Genomic DNA, 19498 nt, shown 5'->3' with positions numbered 1-19498 from the left:
ATCATTTGAAAAATGGTAAAATGTTTTAATAGTTTATTTATCTGAGCTTTATAGCGCAGAGAGAAAGGATCTGTTGTGAAATCAATAGGTATCATTGAAAAATTGAAAGGCTTATCCAAGCAAGAGCTAGTCTTGCTAGCTGTTATTCTAAGTATTTTCTTGCCTTTTTATATTTTCGTTATTATTTTCATAGCCTACTTAATAGGTCTTATATTTACAGGAGAGATGAAGGGGATATTAAAACGATTATCCCACCATTTTATCTTACTTTTATTTATCGGCTATAGTGGTGTTATCTCTCTTTTAGCTCAAAATGTGATGGGGATGGTTTCCACTTTAGGAATGTTCCTTTTTGCAATCTTCTTTTACTATTACCAAGCCCATTTAACCCCTAAGTTTTTCAGATTAGTATTGCAATCGGTTATGTCGCTTAGTGTGCTAGCATCAGTTTTTGCAGCCTTAGAGCATTTTCAAATCGTCAAGAAATTTGATTATACTTTCTTATCCCCTAAGATGCAGGTCTGGCATCAGAACCGAGCAGAAGTAGCCTTCTTTAATCCAAATTATTATGGAATTATCTGTTGTTTCTGTATCATGATTGGTTTCTATCTGATAAGTACGACTAGATTGAGATGGTTGAAAATCTTCTCAGTAATTGCAATCTTTGCTAATTTATTTGGACTCAACTTTACTCAAAATAGAACAGCTTTTCCAGCCATTATCTTTGGTGCGATTATTTATCTGTTCACAACCATTAAGAACTGGCGAGCTTTCTGGTTAAGTATTGGAGTCTTTGGTATCGGCTTGGCCTTTCTCTTCTCGAGTGATTTAGGAGTTCGAATGGGAACCCTTGATTCATCTATGGAAGAACGAGTATCTATCTGGAATGCGGGGATGACCTTATTCAAACAAAATCCATTCTGGGGAGAAGGTCCACTAACATACATGCATGCTTATCCTCGTATTTTTGCACCTTATCATGAACATGCGCATAGTATCTATATCGATACGATATTGAGTTACGGTGTAGTGGGGACTGTATTACTAGGAATTGCTTCTTCTGACCCAATCCGAAAATTAATTGATATGAGTCAAGTACCAAGTAAACGACCTATCCTTGGCCTTTATCTTTCATTTTTAACAGTGGTTGCTGTACATGGAATCTTTGACTTGGCTCTTTTCTGGATTCAATCATCATTTATCTTCCTTCTAGTAATGTGTAGTCTACCACTCAAACATAGTATGATTGCAGAACTTGTTGATTAACAAAAAAGATAGTAGAAATGACATTTTCTACTATCTTTTTCTTTTTTATGTAATTATTGAATAGCTTGAAGCAAGTCTTCTGCTTGTTGTTTTAGTGAAGCAGCGACGCTATCTTCAAGGACTAATTGACCATCTGCCCAGGCAGAATCATTAACACGGGCTGCTGTAAATTCACCAACAACTTGTGTACGGATAAATGGCAAGAGGTCTTTGTAAATTGCAAAGAGTTGATCATGACCTGCATTAGCTACAGAAGATACCGTAACAATCTTATCTTGAAGAGCAGATGCTCCACGAGTGTCAGATAAGTCAATTGCGCGTGAAAGCCAATCTAGTAAGTTTTTTACAGTCCCTGGAATTGAGAAGTTGTAGACTGGAGAGAAAATCCAGATAGCATCAGCAGCTAGAACAGCTTCGCGAGCTGCTGCAACAGTCGGAAGTGTAGGAACTTCAAGATCTTGGCTAAAGAGAGGAATAGCTGAGTAATCAAGGTAACTCACTTCAGCTTTTCCAGCAAGAGCTTTTTCGGCTTCTAGTGCCATTTGGTGGTTGAATGAACCTTCTCGTAATGAACCGACGATAAATAATACTTTTTTAGACATAGGATGTCTCCTTTTAATTTTAATCAGATTTACTCTGTTGTTACAATATATGTTACAACAAAGCGAAATCATTTGCAAGAAATTTGCTCAAAATATAAAAAGTATTAAATTTGAAGCTATCAATCATGAGATTGTAGATAAAGAAAAGCCTATAGCTCAATAGTTGGAGCTTATATTTGAAAGCCTGAAAGGAGGTTAGAGTTCAAGAATCTCCCCCTTAATTCACTTGTAATTCACTAGGATAGATGGTAAAATAGACGAGTGAAAAAGAGACAGAAAAAAGAAAAAAATTCCCTATTATTTCAGTACATTATTGGTATAACTTTGTTAACTCTAGTCATCACTTCTTCCTTTCTCTACTTGGTATGGCTCAGCATGAAGCCTTATCAAACTGCAAAGGTAGAAGGTGAAAGGCTCGCCAAGCAGTATGCAAATCTAGAAACGGTTAGCCAGGTTGATATCTTCAATGGTTTAGAAAGCTATTATAGTGTTCTTGGTCAAGATAAGAACCAGAAACCAGTTGCTGTCTTAATAGAGAAAAGTAGCAATAATATTTACGTATATCAACTAGAAAATGGGACTTCTCAAGAAAAAGCAGAAGCAGTTGTCAAAGAAAAAGGAGCAACTGAGATCGACAAGATTACTTTTGGACGCTACGCTGATAAGCCTGTCTGGGAAATCAAGTCTGGAGGAGATTATTATCTGGTAGATTTTGAATCTGGTGCTTTAGTCGAAAAGGAGAAACAATGAAACTATCCAAGCGTGTATTAGAAATGGAAGAAAGTGTCACTCTGGCTAGTGATGCAAGAGCAAAGAAGTTAAAGGCTGAAGGAAAAGACGTCCTTTTCTTAACTTTAGGTCAGCCCGATTTTCATACTCCTGAAAATATTCAAGATGCCGCTGTTGCAGCCATTCGAGATGGGCGTGCTTCTTTCTATACGGTAGCTTCAGGTTTGCCTGAATTAAAAGCAGCGGTTAATACTTATTTTGAACGTTATTATGGCTATTCTGTGGCAGCAAACGAAGTCACTTTTGCTACAGGTGCCAAGTTCTCCCTTTATACTTTCTTTATGGCTGTTATCAACCCTGGTGATGAGGTCATTATTCCAACACCTTACTGGGTTAGCTATGGGGATCAGGTTAAGATGGCAGAAGGTGTTCCAGTCTTTGTTCAAGCCAAGGAAGACAATCACTTTAAAGTAACTGTAGAGCAATTAGAAGCAGCTCGCACAGATAAGACCAAAGTCTTGGTACTAAACTCACCCTCTAATCCGACTGGAATGATTTATTCTCGTGAGGAACTCTTGGTCATCGGAAATTGGGCAGTTGAGCATGATATTCTCATCCTGGCCGATGATATTTATGGTCGTTTGGTCTATAACGGGAATGAGTTCGTACCAATCTCTAGTCTATCAGAAGCTATTCGCAAGCAAACCATTGTCATTAACGGGGTTTCAAAAGCCTATGCCATGACTGGTTGGCGGGTAGGTTATGCAGTTGGTGATCCAGAAATCATTGCTGCTATGAGCAAATTGACTGGTCAAACAACTTCTAACCTAACAGCTGTGTCTCAATACGCAACCATCGAAGCGCTAACTGGACCGCAAGACTCTGTCGAAACCATGCGCCAAGCTTTTGAAGAACGTTTGAATACCATCTATCCACTCTTGTGTCAAGTCCCTGGCTTTGAAGTTGTCAAACCACAAGGAGCTTTCTATCTCTTCCCAAATGTTAAAAAAGCCATGGAAATGAAAGGTTATATCGACGTAACAGCATTTACAACGGCCATCCTTGAGGAAGTTGGTCTGGCTTTGATTACAGGTGCTGGATTTGGAGCACCAGACAATGTCCGTCTCAGCTATGCGACAGACCTAGATACACTCAAAGAAGCTATTCGTCGTTTGCACCAATTTATGGAAAAATAATAATCTAAATCTCCGTCCTTTTGGCGGAGGTTTTTTGTGTTTAAAAACTTATGAATTTCTGTCAAACTAGCTAGCTATCAGCCATTATTTGTGGTACAATAATGAGTAATGATGTCTTCGGACAAGTTAAACGAAAAAAGGAAAATAAATGATGACAAAACGTGTAACAATTATCGAAGTAAAAGACTACGTTGGTCAAGAAGTGACTATCGGTGCTTGGGTTGCCAACAAATCAGGTAAAGGGAAAATTGCTTTCTTGCAATTGCGTGACGGAACTGCCTTTTTCCAAGGAGTTGCTTTCAAACCAAACTTTATCGAGAAATTTGGTGAAGAAGTAGGTCTTGAAAAATTTGACACCATCAAACGCCTAAGCCAAGAAACATCTGTTTTCGTGACAGGGATTGTCAAAGAAGACGAGCGTTCTAAATTTGGTTACGAATTAGATATTACAGACATCGAAGTGATCGGTGAATCTCAAGATTACCCAATCACTCCAAAAGAACACGGTACAGATTTCTTGATGGACAACCGTCATTTGTGGTTGCGTTCACGCAAACAAGTAGCAGTGATGCAAATCCGTAATGCTATCATCTATGCAACTTATGAGTTCTTTGATAAGAATGGCTTCATGAAGTTTGATAGCCCAATTCTTTCAGGAAATGCGGCAGAAGATTCTACAGAACTTTTTGAAACAGACTACTTTGGAACACCAGCCTACTTGAGCCAATCAGGTCAGCTTTACCTTGAAGCGGGTGCTATGGCTCTTGGTCGCGTCTTTGACTTTGGTCCAGTATTCCGTGCTGAAAAATCAAAAACTCGCCGTCACTTGACTGAGTTCTGGATGATGGACGCTGAGTACTCTTACTTGACACACGATGAGTCACTTGACTTGCAAGAAGCTTATGTCAAAGCTCTTCTTCAAGGTGTTTTGGACCGTGCTCCTCAAGCCTTAGAAACATTAGAGCGTGATACAGACCTCTTGAAACGTTATATTGCAGAGCCATTCAAACGCATCACTTACGATGAAGCCATTGACCTCTTGCAAGAGCATGAAAATGATGAAGACGCTGACTATGAACATCTCGAACATGGTGATGATTTCGGTTCACCACATGAAACTTGGATTTCAAACCATTTTGGTGTACCAACCTTTGTCATGAACTACCCAGCAGCCATCAAGGCCTTTTACATGAAACCAGTTCCTGGAAATCCAGACCGTGTGCTTTGTGCAGACTTGCTCGCACCAGAAGGTTACGGAGAAATCATCGGTGGCTCCATGCGTGAGGAAGACTACGATGCGCTTGTAGCGAAGATGGAATCACTTGGTATGGATCGTACAGAATACGAATTCTACCTTGACCTTCGTAAATACGGGACTGTCCCACACGGTGGATTTGGTATCGGTATCGAGCGTATGGTCACTTTTGCAGCAGGTACTAAACACATCCGTGAAGCCATTCCATTCCCACGTATGTTGCACCGTATCAAACCTTAATAGCCATAAAAACGCCGTCTGGCGTTTTTATACTCTTCGAAAATCAAATTCAAACTACGTCAGCTTCACCTTGCCGTACTCAAGTACAGCCTGCGGCTAACTTCCTAGTTTGCTCTTTGATTTTCATTGAGTATTACTTTAAATGAAAGAGGTGGAGAAAATGTAGGCAAATCTAAGTAAGTCTTTTAGAAACAGTCATAATACATATTGAAAGAGAGAAAACAATGTTTAAAAGAACTTACAAACGCAATATTCCACTCCTAGCAGGTCTGGAATTTACATCTTATTTTGGAATTACCAGTTTTTGGATTCTATTTTTCATTCAGAATGGTCTTTCCTTACTTCAAATCGGTCTCTTAGAAAGTATCTTTCATGGAACAAGTCTCTTGTGTGAGATCCCTTCTGGTATGTTGGCTGATCGATTTAGCTACAAGACCAATCTCTATTTGGCTCGTTTGGCCAGTATTGTATCCTCTATCTTGATTTTATTTGGTCAGGGGAATTTTTGGATCTATGCTCTTGCCATGATGGTCAGTGCTTGGTCCTATAATTTTGACTCGGGAACCAGCACCGCTTTCTTATATGATTCGGCGGTTGAAGCGGGTCAAAAAGACCGTTATCTTCAGATTTCTAGCTTTTTGTCTGGTGTGGCAGAAGTCACCCGAACCCTAGGTACAGTTGTGGCAGGATTCTTTATTCACGGAGCACTTGCTTGGACTTATCTAATTGCTATTGGATTATCTTTTCTTTCAATAATCTTGATTTATTTTATGAAAGAACCAATGGCAAAGAGAGAAAAAAATGAAAGCTTAACCTTTAAAACGATTGTCATCCAAGTTCGAAAAGAATGGCATGAAAAGCCAGTACTCTTTTATTGGATGATGACTTATCAGCTAGTCGGAACACTGATGTGCATGTTTTACTTTTACTATCAGCAGAAAATTAGTGACTTGGCAGGATGGCAGGTATCGCTGGTCATGCTGATTGGTAGTGGCTTAAATCTTATAGCAGTTTATGTAGCTAGTCAAATTGGTAAAAAATGGAATAGCAATCGAGTTTTTCCGACTCTTGTTGCACTAACGGGTTTAGCCTTACTATTGGTGTTTTCTGGAACTCCCTTTGCTTTTCTTCTCGTGTATCTTTTAACCGATACACTCTATGCAGTTTATCAACCAATCTATTTTAATGACTTACAAGGCTATTTACCGTCCAGTGTAAGAGCAACTATGCTTAGTATCAATTCTATGCTCTTTAGTTTATCTATGATTATCATTTTCCCACTGACAGGTTGGTTGATTGATCGTTGGGGTCTTGTAGCTGTCTTTTTAGTTCTAGGCCTTATCTTACTTTTAAGTTATCCTATATTAATAATCGGTCTGACAAGGATGGGCAAGCTATTAAATCAGGACTTAAAAACTGAATAAAGCACGAAACCCTATTTGCCCAAAGAGCCTTCTTGTGATAAAATAACAAGAAGAAAAGGAGAAGAGCATGATTGATGTAGAAGAAATTCTAAGCAAGATGAATCCCAATCAAAAGATCAACTATGACCGTGTCATGCAAAAGATGGTCCAAGTTTGGGAAAAAAATGAAGAAAGACCAACTATTCTCATGCACGTCTGTTGTGCTCCCTGCAGTACCTACACTTTAGAGTACTTGACTAAGTATGCCGATGTGACCATTTATTTTGCTAATTCCAATATCCATCCCAAGGCAGAATATCACAAGCGTGCTTATGTGACCAAGAAGTTTGTCAGTGATTTTAATGAGAGAACTGGCAACAACGTCCAATATCTAGAAGCACCTTATGAACCCAATGAATACCGTAAACTGGTTCGAGGTTTGGAAGAAGAACCTGAAGGTGGCGATCGTTGCAAGGTTTGTTTTGACTATCGTTTGGACAAGACAGCGCAGGTGGCTATGGATTTAGGGTTTGACTACTTTGGTTCAGCCCTAACCATCAGTCCTCACAAAAATTCACAAACCATCAATAGTATCGGGATTGATGTGCAAAAAATCTACACCACTCATTATCTTCCGAGTGACTTTAAGAAAAACCAAGGTTACAAACGTTCTGTAGAGATGTGTGAAGAATATGATATCTATCGTCAATGTTACTGTGGTTGTGTCTATGCAGCTCAAGCCCAGAATATCGACTTGGTGCAGGTCAAGAAGGATGCAACAGCCTTTATGGTAGATAAGGATATCGAGAAAGATTATTCCCATATCAAATTTACCGTTACGAAATTAGATATTTAAACGAAAACCTGCCTTAAGACAGGTTTTTTGATTATAAAAAAACTAGGGCAGACACCCTAGTTTGACAACTTTACCGATTCTTTAGTTCTACGTAGCGTTTGTACCAAATATTGACATAGGCTTCTGAGAAGGGGCCTCGTTCGTTGTTGATCCAATCAACAAGAATCTTAACATGCTCTTTCAAAATATAGTCTAAATCATCAGGATAATTCATCTTACGCTTATGACGTTCATATTCTTCAACGTCCAAGAGGCGTTTCTCACCATCTGTAAAAACTTTAACATCTAAATCATAGTCGATGTATTTTAAAGCTTCTTCGTCTAGATAGTATGGGCTAGCCATGTTGCAGTAGTAGGAAATCCCATTATCACGGATCATGGCAATGATATTAAACCAATATTTTTTGTGAAAGTAAACAATAGCCGGTTCTCGAGTTACCCAACGACGACCGTCACTTTCGGTAACAAGTGTGTGGTCGTTGACGCCGATAATAGCGTTCTCTGTTGTTTTTAGTACCATGGTGTCTCGCCAAGTACGGTGAAGACTCCCATCATGCTTATAACTTTGAATTGTAATAAAGTCGCCTTCTTTTGGAAGTTTCATAACTAACCAACTTTCTACAATTTATAAGTTTATCGTTTACTATTGTATCACATTTTTGTTTAAAGTTCTTAGTTTTTCATGAAAAAATTAAAGATATTCTCTGAGAGCGCTGGCTATATCCGAAAAATCGTAGCCTTTTCGTGCTAAAACTTGGGTCAAACGCTGCTTGAGTTCGTATCCTTCATACTTACGCGAATATTTTCGATATTGTTTATCCAACTCTTTAAAGATTAGTTCCTGAACGGTTTCCTCTTCTACCTGGCTATCCAGTTGGTCAAAGGCTGTTTTAGCTTCCGAGTAGGAAAAACCTTTATTGGTTAGGCCTTGGATAATCTTATCTTGTAGAGCGCGAGCAGGCAATTTTCCCTGATATTTTTTCAGTAGTTTTTCGGCTGTACGCTCTGCGACTTCCGTCAGATCAAATTCTTGTAAGACTTCTTGGATAATGGATTTAGTAACTCCTTTTTGAGAGATTTTCTGTATCAACATATAGCTTCCCTTGTCGCCAGATAGTTGATTGGAGTTGATAATAGCATAGGCATACTGACGGTCATTTATCCAGTTGTCATCTTTTAGAGATTGGATGACTTTGGGTATGATGTTCTCATCGATTTCATGTTTACTTAGATAATCTCTGACTTCTTTTTCAGTGCGAGCCTTGAAAGATAAGTGGTAGAGCGCTAGATTTTTTCCGTAGGAAAATTGTGCAAAGGTCTGAATTTCTGCAAACTCCTCTGGACTAATTTCCTTATCCTTGGTCAGCATAAAGCGAACAATGGTATCCTCTGTAATATAGCAGGTTTGCTCCTTGTCAATTTCTAGCAGATAGAGTCTTTTTTTCTTTTCTAGTTTTGTGATTTTCATGGTTTTCCTTTTATCCGAATACTTCAAAGGCAGCAACGAGTCGAAGTTTATTGATATCGACCTGTTCTCTCCCGTAATAGTCAAGAAATAGTTCAGCGTATTTAGGGTCCTTCAGGTTATAGTTTAGGGACCAAACTGCCCAAAAGAGATCGATATGTCGGTCACTAAAATCAGCCAAACCAAGGTCAATAAAACAAGAGAAATGGCTGGCATCTTTAAGAATAAAGTTTGGTAGACAGGCATCTCCGTGAATAAAGGTATCTGTTTCTAAAAGATGCCCTTGTTCTTGGATGAGTTGGAAGGCATCTTCGCGACTGTTAATCTGGAATTGGGGTAGGAGCTCCTTGACATAGAACGCCCCTTTTTCATATTTTTTAAAGGCTCTTTCTTTATAGGCTTTTAAATGATTTTCTGAAGGAAAATTTTGTGGGTTTAAGTTATGAAGCTTTTTAAGAGCCTCTGCCATTGTTCGGCAGATTTTTTCTGGCTGGTCTAAAAAAGCGAGTGCATTATGACCAATAGCTTCTTTCGTCAGAAGATAGTCTTTATCTGTAGATAGATAGTGGATGACTGGAGTTCCTATTCCTTCTTGTTCAAACCAATTCGCAATGCTAGCTTCTCGCTCTAAACGTCCCTTTCGATCTATTTTCAAGTAGTAACCTGAGTCAAGATAGAGAACCGTTGCTCTTGAATGAGAAGAGCTGTCAGAAAGGGTTGCCCCCTCTATATAGGTTCGTAATTGCTCAGGAAAATCCAATGGGGAAAAATGAGATGTCTCTGTATTCATGGTTTTATTGTAACATATTCTTAACCATTGAGAAACTACGTGGTATAATAGACTTATGAGTCTTAAAGTCAAACAAAAAATTCCATTAAAAATCAAGCGCATGGGGATTAACGGGGAAGGTATCGGATTTTATCAGAAAACCCTCGTTTTTGTCCCAGGTGCTCTCAAGGGTGAAGATATCTATTGTCAGGTGACTTCTGTTAAGCGTAACTACGTTGAGGCTAAACTGCTTGAGGTCAATAAAAAATCTAAGTTTCGAGTGGTTCCAGACTGTACTATTTATAATGAGTGTGGAGGCTGTCAAATTATGCACCTACACTATGACAAGCAGTTGGAATTCAAGACAGATCTTCTCCATCAAGCACTGAAGAAATTTGCCCCTGCAGGTTATGAAAACTTTGAGATTAGACCAACTATTGGCATGCAGAAACCAAAATATTATCGGGCTAAACTACAATTTCAGACACGAAAGTTTAAAGGTCAAGTCAAGGCAGGTTTGTATGCTCAGAATTCCCATTATTTGGTCGAGTTAAAGGACTGTCTTGTTCAAGACAAGGAGACGCAAGCAATTGCTAATCGCATCGCTGAACTCTTGACTTACCATCAAATTCCGATTACGGATGAACGGAAAATCCTTGGGGTTCGGACCATCATGGTTCGTCGAGCACGGAAAACTGGGCAAGTCCAGATTATCATTGTGACCAATCGTCAATTGAATCTGACTCAATTTGTGAAAGACCTAGTCAAGGATTATCCTGAAGTAGTGACTGTCGCAGTCAATACCAATACTGCTAAAACTAGTGAGATTTATGGGGACAAGACTGAGATTATTTGGGGCCAAGATAGTATAGGCGAAGGTGTTCTTGATTATGAATTTTCTCTTTCACCTCGAGCTTTTTACCAACTCAATCCTGAACAGACAGAAATTCTCTATAGTGAAGCCGTTAAGGCCTTGGACGTAAATGAGAATGACCATCTGATTGATGCCTATTGTGGTGTTGGTACTATTGGCTTTGCCTTTGCCAAAAAAGTTAAAAGTCTGAGGGGGATGGATATTATTCCTGAAGCTATCGAGGATGCTAAGGCAAATGCCCAGCGTATGGGGTATAGTAATACCCACTATGAGGCAGGTACAGCAGAAGAGATTATCCCTAGATGGTATAAGGAAGGCTATCGTGCGGATGCCTTGATTGTGGACCCGCCACGTACCGGTTTAGATGACAAGCTCTTGGATACCATCGTCAAATACGCTCCTGAAAAGATGGTCTATGTTTCCTGCAATGTATCTACCTTGGCACGTGATTTAGTCAGATTGATGGAGGTCTATGACATGCATTATATCCAGTCGGTTGATATGTTTCCGCACACGGCTAGGACAGAAGCAGTGGTCAAATTAACCAGGAAAAAGCCAGACTCTAAATAGAAATGACGACTGGAAAGTATTTGAAAAGAAGACTTCTAGTTACAGAGTAAAATTTGCAAGCTCCCTCTATTTATGATAAAATAAGTAGAAAATAAAATGAAAAAAGAGGTATGTGAAATGTCACGTAAACCATTTATCGCTGGTAACTGGAAAATGAACAAAAACCCAGAAGAAGCAAAAGCATTCGTTGAAGTTGTAGCATCAAAACTTCCTTCATCAGACCTTGTTGAAGCAGGTATCGCAGCTCCTGCAGTTGATTTGACTACTGTACTTGCTGCTGCTAAAGGTTCTAACCTTAAAGTTGCTGCACAAAACACTTACTTTGAAAATGCTGGTGCCTTCACTGGTGAAACTAGCCCACAAGTTTTGAAAGAAATCGGTACTGACTACGTTGTTATCGGTCACTCAGAACGTCGTGACTACTTCCACGAAACTGATGAAGACATCAACAAAAAAGCAAAAGCAATCTTTGCAAACGGTATGCTTCCAATCATCTGTTGTGGTGAAAGCCTTGAAACTTACGAAGCTGGTAAAGCAGCAGAATTCGTAGGTGCTCAAGTTTCAGCTGCTCTTGCTGGATTGACTGCAGAACAAGTAGCTTCAACAGTAATCGCATACGAACCAATCTGGGCTATCGGTACTGGTAAATCAGCTTCACAAGACGATGCACAAAAAATGTGTAAAGTTGTTCGTGACGTTGTAGCAGCTGACTTTGGTCAAGAAGTAGCTGATAAAGTACGTGTTCAATACGGTGGTTCAGTTAAACCTGAAAACGTTGCAGAATACATGGCTTGTCCAGACGTTGACGGAGCTCTTGTTGGTGGTGCATCACTTGATCCAGAAAGCTTCTTGGCATTGCTTGACTTTGTAAAATAAGCTTCAAATATCTGAGACAGACAGTTCCTCCTTCGAGGTCAAGACTGCCTGTCTTCTTTTTAGTAAAAAGGCGTGCGAAAGCACGCTCTTTTCTGCATTTTGAATGAAAAAGAAAGGAGAATTATGCTTTATATTTGGTCTTATCTCAAACGTTATCCCAAGTGGTTAGTGTTAGACTTCTTCGGAGCTATTTTCTTTGTTATTGTCAATCTTGGGCTACCGACTGTTCTTGCTCGCATGATTGACCAGGGGATTAATCAAGGTAATGAAGAAAAGCTCTATTTTTGGGCTATCGTAATGTTGGTTATTATCGTCTTGGGGACATTTGGGCGGGTTGTTCTAGCCTATGCTGCTAGTAAACTGACCACCAGTATGGTTAAGGACATGCGAAATGATGTTTATGCTAAATTACAAGAGTATTCTCATCACGAATATGAACAAATTGGTGTTTCTTCATTGGTGACTCGTATCACCAGTGATGCCTTTGTCCTCATGCAGTTTGCGGAACAAACGCTTAAGTTGGGTGTTATCACTCCCATGATGATGCTGTCGAGTATTCTCATGATTTTCTTGACGAGTCCTTCACTAGCCTGGATCGTCGCTTTTTCCGTACCTTTTCTGGCTGTAGTAGTCATTTATGTGGCGGTCAAAACTCGCCCCTTATCTGAAAAGCAACAGAAAACACTGGATAAGATTAATCAGTATGTCCGTGAGAATTTGATGGGCTTGCGTGTCATACGTGCCTTTGCTCGTGAAGACTTCCAAGAAAAACGTTTTGAAGAGAAAAATGCTATCTATGCGGACAATTCGAATCGTTTATTCAAATTGACAGGTTTGACAGAACCGCTATTTGTGCAAATCATTATCGCTATGATTGTGGCTATCGTTTGGTTTGCCCTTGATCCCCTCAAGCACGGCAGTTTGCAGATTGGTGATTTGGTAGCCTTCATCGAGTATAGTTTCCATGCTCTCTTGTCCTTCCTATTCTTATCAAACCTCTTCACCATGTATCCTAGAACAGCTGTATCTAGTGAGCGTTTGAAAGAAATCATGGATATGCCAATTTCCATTGATCCAAACGAGGGTGGAATTCAAGAAACAGAAACTCATGGTTATTTAGAATTTGATAATGTGACCTTTGCCTATCCTGGGGAAACAGAAAGCCCTGTTTTGCATAATATTTCCTTCACTGCTAAACCGGGAGAAACCATTGCATTTATCGGTTCAACTGGGTCAGGTAAGTCTACTCTAGTTCAATTGATTCCTCGTTTCTACGATGTTACGCTAGGGAAAATCAAGGTCGATGGTGTTGATGTCCGGGATTACCGTCTCAAATCACTCCGTCAGAAGATTGGATTTATTCCACAAAAGGCCTTGCTTTTTACTGGGACTATCGCAGACAATCTCCGTTACGGGAAAGAGGATGCCAGTCATGAGGACTTGCACCAAGCAGCAGATGTGGCCCAAGCCAAAGACTTTATCGAAAGTCGAGAAGAAGGTTTTGCGACGCATCTGGCAGAAGGCGGAAGCAACCTATCAGGTGGTCAGAAACAACGTTTGTCGATTGCACGAGCAGTCATCAAGGGTCCAGATATCTATATCTTTGATGATTCTTTCTCAGCCTTGGACTACCGTACAGATGCTATTTTGCGCCGTCGTCTCAAGGAAGTGACACAAGATGCTACGGTATTGATTGTTGCTCAACGTGTTGGAACTATCATGGATGCTGACCAGATTATCGTCCTTGATAAGGGTGAAATTGTTGGTCGTGGGCGTCATGAAGAATTGATGGAAACCAATGACATCTATCGAGAAATTGCTGAATCGCAGTTGAAAAATGCGTCTCTAACAGAAGAATAGGAGGTAAAGGATGAAACAACAATCTAGTCTAGCTCGTCTATGGAGCTATTTAAAAGCCTACCGTTTCTCTGTTTTCTTTGCAGTTTTCTTGAAAATAGTCAGCGTCATTATGAGTGTTATCGAGCCATTCGTATTGGGGCTTGCTATCACTGAGTTAACCAGTAACCTTCTTGCCATGGCAAATGGTGTTGCAGGAGCAGGCATTAATACTAGCTATATTGCAGTAATTCTAGTGATTTATCTCTTGCGTGGTCTTCTCTATGAGTTGGGGTCATATTATTCAAACTACTTTATGACCAATGCGGTGCAGTCCATGATACAGGATTTGCGAAATGAAATGAGCGAAAAAATCAATCGCATCCCTGTGTCCTACTTTGACAAGCACCAGTTTGGTGATTTATTAGGTCGATTTACCAGTGACGTTGAAACTGTTTCAAATGCCCTTCAACAATCCTTCTTACAGATTGTCAATGCTGTTTTTACCATTCTTTTTGTTATGGGAATGGTCCTCTATCTAAATCTTCAGTTGGCCATCATTGTTATCTTGTCGATTCCGATAACTTATTTTGGGGCTAAAACAATTCTGAATCGTTCGCAACCATACTTTAAACAGCAGGCAGCCATTCTAGGAAGTATGAATGGATTTGTACAGGAAAGCTTGACTGGTTTCAATGTTCTTAAACTTTTCGGACGTGAAGAGAAATCTCAAGAGAGATTTGAAAAGATTACGGATGAATTGCAACAAGTTGGATTCAAGGCTAGCTTCATTTCAGGTTTGATGATGCCTGCCCTTCATATTGTATCGGATTTAACTTACTTAATTGTTGCAGTATTAGGTGGATTGCAGGTTATCGCAGGACGCTTAACCATTGGTAATATGCAAGCTTTCGTTCAGTATGTGTGGCAGGTTAGTCAACCAATCCAAAATATCACTCAATTAGCGGGACAAATGCAAAGTGCTAAGTCTTCGCTTGATCGTGTCTTCGAAGTTTTGGATGAACAGGAAGAAGCCCAAACTGCTGAAGTGAAAGAACTGGCACCATTGACAGGTCAGGTTAGCTTCAAGAATGTTGATTTCCAATACGTGGAAAATAAACCATTGATTCGCAATTTCAATCTGGATGTTGAACCAGGAGAGATGGTGGCTATCGTAGGACCAACTGGAGCAGGAAAAACAACCTTAATTAACCTTCTCATGCGTTTTTATGATGTAACTGCTGGAGCTATTTTAGTGGACGGTCAAGATATTCGTGACCTGTCTCGTCAGGACTATCGTCGACAGTTTGGGATGGTATTGCAGGATGCCTGGCTCTATGAAGGCAGTATCAAGGAAAATCTTCGATTTGGGAACCTTGAAGCAACAGATGAGGAAATCATTGAAGCAGCTAAGGCTGCTAATGTAGACCACTTTATCCGCACTCTTCCTGGGGGCTATAACATGGAGATGAACCAAGAGTCAAGTAATATTTCTCTTGGTCAGAAACAGCTTTTAACCATTGCGCGTGCCCTCTTAGCCAATCCAAAAATTCTAATCCTTGATGAAGCGACATCATCAGTTGACACCCGTTTAGAACTCTTGATTCAAAAAGCTATGAAGCGTTTGATGAAGGGAAGAACAAGCTTTGTCATTGCTCACCGTCTTTCGACAATTCAGGAAGCTGATAAGATTTTGGTGCTGAAAGATGGGCAGATTATCGAACAAGGAAATCATGAAAGTCTCCTAGCTGCAAAGGGTTTCTATTATGACCTTTATCAAAGTCAATTTTCTGGTAAAGACACAGAAAACAACTAAAAATTACAGTTTCCTATTCTTAAATTATCAGTCTATTAAGACTTTTCTCAGATAGTACACTTTCCTTGATATCGTATTCGAGAAGTAGTATACTAAAATAGTAATCAATAAAGATGGTTACAAAAAATAATAATGAGGTGAGAAAGATGGTAGAATTGAAAAAAGAAGCAGTAAAAGATGTAGCAACATTAACTAAACCAGCGGCAGAAGCGCTAGTAAATACAAAGGAAGTTTTGAATCAAGCCGTAGCTGACTTGTACGTGGCACATATCGCTCTTCATCAAGTACACTGGTACATGCGTGGACGTGGATTCATGGTATGGCATCCTAAGATGGATGAATACATGGATAGTCTAGATGCTTACCTTGATGAAATCAGCGAACGCTTGATTACACTTGGTGGCAAACCATACTCTACTTTGACAGAATTCCTTCAACACAGTGAAATCGAAGAAGAAGTTGGAGAATTCCGTAACGTAGAAGAAAGTTTAGAGCGTGTTCTATCTATCTATCGTTACCTCATCACACTCTTCCAAAAAGCATTGGATGTAACTGATGAGGAAGGTGATGATGTAACCAATGATATCTTCGTTGGTGCTAAGGCAGACCTTGAAAAAACTGTCTGGATGCTTGCAGCAGAATTAGGACAAGCACCTGGTTTGTAAGATACTCTATTTTGTCAAAAATCCGTAGAAAGTTTCTACGGATTTTTTCTATTTCGGAGGGCATTCCAAAACAGTCTTTTTTCAAGATTTTTGATAAAATAGAACTATCAATAAAAAGGATGAAAGCATGACAATGAAAATCGTAGCCATCTGGGCCCAAGATGAAAAGGGTGTAATCGGAAAAGAGGATCGCTTACCATGGCATTTGCCAGCAGAGTTAAAACATTTTAAAGAAACAACCTTGAATCATGCCATCTTGATGGGACGTGTCACCTTTGATGGAATGGGACGACGTTTGCTTCCAGGACGTGAGACTCTGATTTTGACGCGTAATGTTGAAGAGTCAATTGAGGGTGCTCTGGTTTTCCAAAATGTTGAGGATGTTTTAGACTGGTACCATAACCAGGATAAAAATCTCTATATCATTGGGGGTAAGCAGATTTTTCAGCTTTTTGAACCTTATCTCGATGAAATTATTGTGACACAAATCCATGCTCAAGTTGAAGGGGATACTTTTTTTCCGGAAGATTTTGACTTGACTGTTTTTGAGACTGTTGCAAGCAAATCTTATACTAGAGATGAGAAAAATGCCTATGATTTTACCATCGAATATAGAAAGAGAAAGGAAGTCTAATGGAGCGTAGTATTTTTGGATTTTTTACAGCTCTTTTGTGTGCTGTCTGTTTTGTAGCTGGAACACACGCTTTTCGTAAAAAGCGCTTTGGACTTGCTACTCTACTTTGGCTTAATGCCTTTACAAACTTGGTGAATAGCATTCATGCTTTTTATATGACCTTATTTTAGAGAGAATGAATAATTAGAACGGAAGGGAATCATGCCTACAAATAGGAAAAATGATATGATGGTTTATTGCTCATTTTGTGGCAAAAGCCAAGAAGAAGTTAAAAAAATAATCGCTGGGAACAACGCTTTTATCTGTAATGAGTGTGTGGAGTTAGCCCAGGAAATTATTCGTGAGGAGTTGGCAGAGGAAGTCCTAGCAGACTTATCTGAAGTACCAAAACCAATCGAACTCTTAAACATCTTGAACCACTATGTGATTGGTCAAGATCGTGCCAAACGTGCCTTGGCAGTAGCTGTATATAACCACTACAAACGCATCAATTTCCATGACACTCGTGAAGAGTCAGAAGATGTGGATTTGCAAAAATCAAACATTTTGATGATTGGCCCAACAGGTTCAGGTAAGACTTTCCTTGCTCAAACTCTTGCTAGAAGTTTGAATGTACCTTTTGCCATCGCAGATGCAACAGCTCTTACTGAGGCTGGTTATGTAGGTGAGGACGTGGAAAATATCCTCCTCAAACTCTTGCAAGCTGCTGACTTTAACATCGAACGTGCAGAACGTGGAATTATCTATGTAGATGAGATTGACAAGATTGCCAAGAAGAGCGAGAACGTGTCTATCACACGTGATGTTTCTGGTGAAGGGGTGCAACAAGCCCTTCTCAAGATTATCGAAGGAACTGTAGCTAGTGTACCACCACAAGGTGGACGTAAACATCCACAACAAGAAATGATTCAAGTGGATACAAAAAACATCCTCTTTATTGTGGGTGGTGCCTTCGATGGCATCGAAGAGATTGTCAAACAGCGTCTGGGTGAAAAAGTGATTGGTTTCGGACAAAACAACAAGGCTATTGACGAAAATAGTTCTTACATGCAAGAAATCATCGCAGAAGATATTCAAAAATTCGGTATTATTCCTGAGTTGATTGGACGCTTGCCTGTCTTTGCAGCCTTGGAGCAGTTGACTGTAGATGATTTGGTTCGCATCTTGAAGGAACCAAGAAATGCCTTGGTTAAACAATACCAGACCTTGCTTTCTTATGATGATGTTGAGCTTGAATTTGACGACGAAGCTCTCCAAGAAATTGCAAACAAAGCCATCGAACGTAAAACGGGTGCGCGTGGTCTTCGCTCAATTATCGAAGAAACCATGCTAGATGTTATGTTTGAGGTTCCAAGTCAAGAAAATGTGAAAACTGTTCGTATCACAAAAGAAGCAGTTGACGGAACGGCTAAGCCAATTCTAGAGACAGCCTAGAGGTGACTATGGAAATCAATACACACAATGCTGAGATTTTGCTGAGTGCAGCCAACAAGTCCCACTATCCAGAGGATGAACTTCCTGAAATTGCTCTTGCAGGGCGCTCAAATGTTGGGAAGTCAAGCTTTATCAACACCATGCTCAATCGTAAAAATCTAGCTCGTACCTCTGGAAAACCAGGAAAAACACAACTACTCAATTTCTTTAATATTGATGACAAGATGCGTTTTGTGGATGTGCCTGGCTATGGATACGCCCGTGTTTCCAAAAAAGAACGTGAAAAATGGGGTCGTATGATTGAGGAGTACTTGACTACTCGAGAAAATCTTCGAGCGGTTGTTAGTCTCGTTGACCTTCGTCATGACCCGACAGCAGATGATGTGCAGATGTACGAATTTCTTAAGTATTATGAGATTCCTGTCATCATTGTGGCGACTAAGGCCGACAAGATTCCGCGTGGTAAATGGAACAAGCACGAATCAGCTATTAAAAAGAAATTAAACTTTGATCCAAGTGATGATTTCATCCTCTTTTCATCTGTGACAAAAGCAGGAATGGACCAGGCTTGGGATGCTATTTTAGAAAAACTGTGAGGAATACAAATGGCAAAAACAATTCATACAGATAAAGCTCCAAAGGCAATCGGACCTTACGTTCAAGGGAAAATCGTTGGCAACCTTTTGTTCGCTAGCGGTCAAGTACCTCTATCTCCTGAAACTGGAGAAATTGTAGGAGAAACAATCCAAGAACAGACAGAACAAGTCTTGAAAAACATTGGAGCTATTTTAGCAGAGGCAGGAACAGACTTTGACCATGTTGTTAAAACAACTTGCTTCTTAAGTGATATGAACGACTTTGTACCTTTTAACGAGGTATACCAAACAGCCTTTAACAAGGAATTTCCAGCTCGTTCAGCTGTGGAAGTAGCTCGTCTTCCTCGCGATGTAAAAGTCGAAATTGAAGTCATCGCAGAGATTGGATAAGCTAGTAGAAGTTTGGTTCTTCCAAA

The 19498-nt window shown here is 39.8% G+C and carries 20 protein-coding genes; 16 read left to right on the top strand and 4 right to left on the bottom strand.

Annotated elements, in window-relative coordinates; translation table 11 throughout:
- Positions 1-75 precede the first annotated feature (75 nt).
- Positions 76-1266, top strand: coding sequence for an O-antigen ligase family protein (locus tag QM857_RS02310; RefSeq protein ID WP_414274937.1), 1191 nt, complete (start codon positions 76-78; stop codon positions 1264-1266).
- 53 nt (positions 1267-1319) lie between these two features.
- Here the strand turns inward: QM857_RS02310 and QM857_RS02305 are convergent, their stop codons facing one another.
- Positions 1320-1868: an NADPH-dependent FMN reductase gene (locus QM857_RS02305; RefSeq protein WP_414274936.1), complete on the bottom strand. Its 549-nt coding sequence runs from the start codon at positions 1866-1868 to the stop codon at positions 1320-1322.
- Between the two features lie 261 nt (positions 1869-2129).
- Between QM857_RS02305 and QM857_RS02300 the strand changes: the two genes are divergently transcribed.
- From QM857_RS02300 to QM857_RS02280, 5 genes are all read left to right on the top strand, one after another.
- A complete protein-coding gene (locus tag QM857_RS02300) occupies positions 2130-2618 on the top strand; it encodes a DUF5590 domain-containing protein (RefSeq protein ID WP_414274935.1) in 489 nt (162 codons plus the stop codon).
- The gene (locus tag QM857_RS02295; protein WP_414274934.1) at positions 2615-3793 is read left to right on the top strand and encodes a pyridoxal phosphate-dependent aminotransferase; all 1179 of its coding nucleotides are present in this window, start codon (positions 2615-2617) and stop codon (positions 3791-3793) included. The genes QM857_RS02300 and QM857_RS02295 overlap by 4 nt, the downstream gene beginning before the upstream one ends.
- Before the next feature lie 151 nt (positions 3794-3944).
- Positions 3945-5288 (top strand): asparagine--tRNA ligase, encoded by a 1344-nt coding sequence (gene asnS, locus QM857_RS02290; RefSeq protein ID WP_414275095.1) that lies wholly within the window; start codon positions 3945-3947, stop codon positions 5286-5288.
- A 224-nt stretch (positions 5289-5512) separates the two neighbouring features.
- Positions 5513-6712, top strand: a complete 1200-nt coding sequence (locus tag QM857_RS02285; protein WP_414274933.1) for an MFS transporter — start codon at positions 5513-5515, stop codon at positions 6710-6712.
- 67 nt (positions 6713-6779) lie between these two features.
- Positions 6780-7547, top strand: a complete 768-nt coding sequence (locus tag QM857_RS02280) for an epoxyqueuosine reductase QueH (protein WP_006150335.1) — start codon at positions 6780-6782, stop codon at positions 7545-7547.
- A gap of 70 nt (positions 7548-7617) precedes the next feature.
- On the opposite strand, the gene QM857_RS02275 is transcribed toward QM857_RS02280, so the two are convergent.
- From QM857_RS02275 to QM857_RS02265, 3 genes are all read right to left on the bottom strand, one after another.
- Positions 7618-8151, bottom strand: a complete 534-nt coding sequence (locus tag QM857_RS02275) for a DUF402 domain-containing protein (protein WP_004252157.1) — start codon at positions 8149-8151, stop codon at positions 7618-7620.
- Positions 8152-8238: 87 nt separating this feature from the next.
- On the bottom strand, positions 8239-9015 hold the full coding sequence (gene recX, locus QM857_RS02270) for a recombination regulator RecX (RefSeq protein ID WP_414274932.1): 777 nt from the start codon (positions 9013-9015) through the stop codon (positions 8239-8241).
- A gap of 10 nt (positions 9016-9025) precedes the next feature.
- A complete protein-coding gene (locus QM857_RS02265; RefSeq protein ID WP_414274931.1) occupies positions 9026-9802 on the bottom strand; it encodes an aminoglycoside 3'-phosphotransferase in 777 nt (258 codons plus the stop codon).
- Between the two features lie 55 nt (positions 9803-9857).
- On the opposite strand from QM857_RS02265, the gene rlmD reads away from it, so the two are divergent.
- The 10 genes from rlmD (at position 9858) to QM857_RS02215 (ending at position 19472) form a co-directional block, all read left to right on the top strand.
- Entirely contained in the window at positions 9858-11225 is a 1368-nt protein-coding gene (gene rlmD / locus QM857_RS02260; protein WP_414274930.1) for a 23S rRNA (uracil(1939)-C(5))-methyltransferase RlmD, read from the top strand.
- Positions 11226-11342: 117 nt separating this feature from the next.
- Positions 11343-12101: a triose-phosphate isomerase gene (gene tpiA, locus QM857_RS02255; RefSeq protein WP_414274929.1), complete on the top strand. Its 759-nt coding sequence runs from the start codon at positions 11343-11345 to the stop codon at positions 12099-12101.
- Between the two features lie 123 nt (positions 12102-12224).
- Positions 12225-13961, top strand: a complete 1737-nt coding sequence (locus tag QM857_RS02250; protein WP_414274928.1) for an ABC transporter ATP-binding protein — start codon at positions 12225-12227, stop codon at positions 13959-13961.
- 10 nt (positions 13962-13971) lie between these two features.
- Complete coding sequence (locus tag QM857_RS02245) at positions 13972-15753, top strand: ABC transporter ATP-binding protein (protein WP_414274927.1); 1782 nt, start codon at positions 13972-13974, stop codon at positions 15751-15753.
- A 146-nt stretch (positions 15754-15899) separates the two neighbouring features.
- The gene (locus QM857_RS02240; protein ID WP_414274926.1) at positions 15900-16418 is read left to right on the top strand and encodes a Dps family protein; all 519 of its coding nucleotides are present in this window, start codon (positions 15900-15902) and stop codon (positions 16416-16418) included.
- Positions 16419-16545: 127 nt separating this feature from the next.
- Positions 16546-17052 (top strand): dihydrofolate reductase, encoded by a 507-nt coding sequence (locus tag QM857_RS02235; protein ID WP_235083886.1) that lies wholly within the window; start codon positions 16546-16548, stop codon positions 17050-17052.
- Positions 17052-17222, top strand: coding sequence for a hypothetical protein (locus tag QM857_RS02230; protein WP_000442253.1), 171 nt, complete (start codon positions 17052-17054; stop codon positions 17220-17222). Before QM857_RS02235 ends, QM857_RS02230 begins: the two co-directional genes overlap by 1 nt.
- A 31-nt stretch (positions 17223-17253) precedes the next feature.
- Positions 17254-18486 (top strand): ATP-dependent Clp protease ATP-binding subunit ClpX, encoded by a 1233-nt coding sequence (clpX, locus tag QM857_RS02225; protein WP_006145154.1) that lies wholly within the window; start codon positions 17254-17256, stop codon positions 18484-18486.
- An 8-nt stretch (positions 18487-18494) separates the two neighbouring features.
- Positions 18495-19082: a ribosome biogenesis GTP-binding protein YihA/YsxC gene (gene yihA, locus QM857_RS02220; protein ID WP_006150399.1), complete on the top strand. Its 588-nt coding sequence runs from the start codon at positions 18495-18497 to the stop codon at positions 19080-19082.
- Positions 19083-19091: 9 nt separating this feature from the next.
- On the top strand, positions 19092-19472 hold the full coding sequence (locus QM857_RS02215) for a RidA family protein (protein ID WP_001140424.1): 381 nt from the start codon (positions 19092-19094) through the stop codon (positions 19470-19472).
- Positions 19473-19498: the final 26 nt, after the last annotated feature.

It is taken from the genome of Streptococcus infantis, assembly GCF_047463315.1.
GTDB classification, from domain to species: domain Bacteria; phylum Bacillota; class Bacilli; order Lactobacillales; family Streptococcaceae; genus Streptococcus; species Streptococcus infantis_AB.
The sequence above is the reverse complement of the archived record's forward strand: the minus strand, read 5'-3'. Positions and strand labels throughout refer to the sequence as shown.

Excerpts from the sequence above, each read along its gene's own strand:
- QM857_RS02235 (WP_235083886.1), top strand. The coding sequence starts at position 16,546 with ATGACAATGAAAATCGTAGCCATCTGGGCCCAAGATGAAAAGGGTGTA.
- QM857_RS02280 (WP_006150335.1), top strand. The coding sequence starts at position 6,780 with ATGATTGATGTAGAAGAAATTCTAAGCAAGATGAATCCCAATCAAAAG.
- QM857_RS02250 (WP_414274928.1), top strand. The coding sequence starts at position 12,225 with ATGCTTTATATTTGGTCTTATCTCAAACGTTATCCCAAGTGGTTAGTG.
- QM857_RS02245 (WP_414274927.1), top strand. The coding sequence starts at position 13,972 with ATGAAACAACAATCTAGTCTAGCTCGTCTATGGAGCTATTTAAAAGCC.
- rlmD (WP_414274930.1), top strand. The coding sequence starts at position 9,858 with ATGAGTCTTAAAGTCAAACAAAAAATTCCATTAAAAATCAAGCGCATG.
- QM857_RS02305 (WP_414274936.1), bottom strand. The coding sequence starts at position 1,868 with ATGTCTAAAAAAGTATTATTTATCGTCGGTTCATTACGAGAAGGTTCA.
- QM857_RS02285 (WP_414274933.1), top strand. The coding sequence starts at position 5,513 with ATGTTTAAAAGAACTTACAAACGCAATATTCCACTCCTAGCAGGTCTG.
- QM857_RS02295 (WP_414274934.1), top strand. The coding sequence starts at position 2,615 with ATGAAACTATCCAAGCGTGTATTAGAAATGGAAGAAAGTGTCACTCTG.
- asnS (WP_414275095.1), top strand. The coding sequence starts at position 3,945 with ATGACAAAACGTGTAACAATTATCGAAGTAAAAGACTACGTTGGTCAA.
- QM857_RS02240 (WP_414274926.1), top strand. The coding sequence starts at position 15,900 with ATGGTAGAATTGAAAAAAGAAGCAGTAAAAGATGTAGCAACATTAACT.
- QM857_RS02265 (WP_414274931.1), bottom strand. The coding sequence starts at position 9,802 with ATGAATACAGAGACATCTCATTTTTCCCCATTGGATTTTCCTGAGCAA.
- QM857_RS02275 (WP_004252157.1), bottom strand. The coding sequence starts at position 8,151 with ATGAAACTTCCAAAAGAAGGCGACTTTATTACAATTCAAAGTTATAAG.
- yihA (WP_006150399.1), top strand. The coding sequence starts at position 18,495 with ATGGAAATCAATACACACAATGCTGAGATTTTGCTGAGTGCAGCCAAC.
- tpiA (WP_414274929.1), top strand. The coding sequence starts at position 11,343 with ATGTCACGTAAACCATTTATCGCTGGTAACTGGAAAATGAACAAAAAC.
- recX (WP_414274932.1), bottom strand. The coding sequence starts at position 9,015 with ATGAAAATCACAAAACTAGAAAAGAAAAAAAGACTCTATCTGCTAGAA.
- clpX (WP_006145154.1), top strand. The coding sequence starts at position 17,254 with ATGCCTACAAATAGGAAAAATGATATGATGGTTTATTGCTCATTTTGT.
- QM857_RS02215 (WP_001140424.1), top strand. The coding sequence starts at position 19,092 with ATGGCAAAAACAATTCATACAGATAAAGCTCCAAAGGCAATCGGACCT.
- QM857_RS02230 (WP_000442253.1), top strand. The coding sequence starts at position 17,052 with ATGGAGCGTAGTATTTTTGGATTTTTTACAGCTCTTTTGTGTGCTGTC.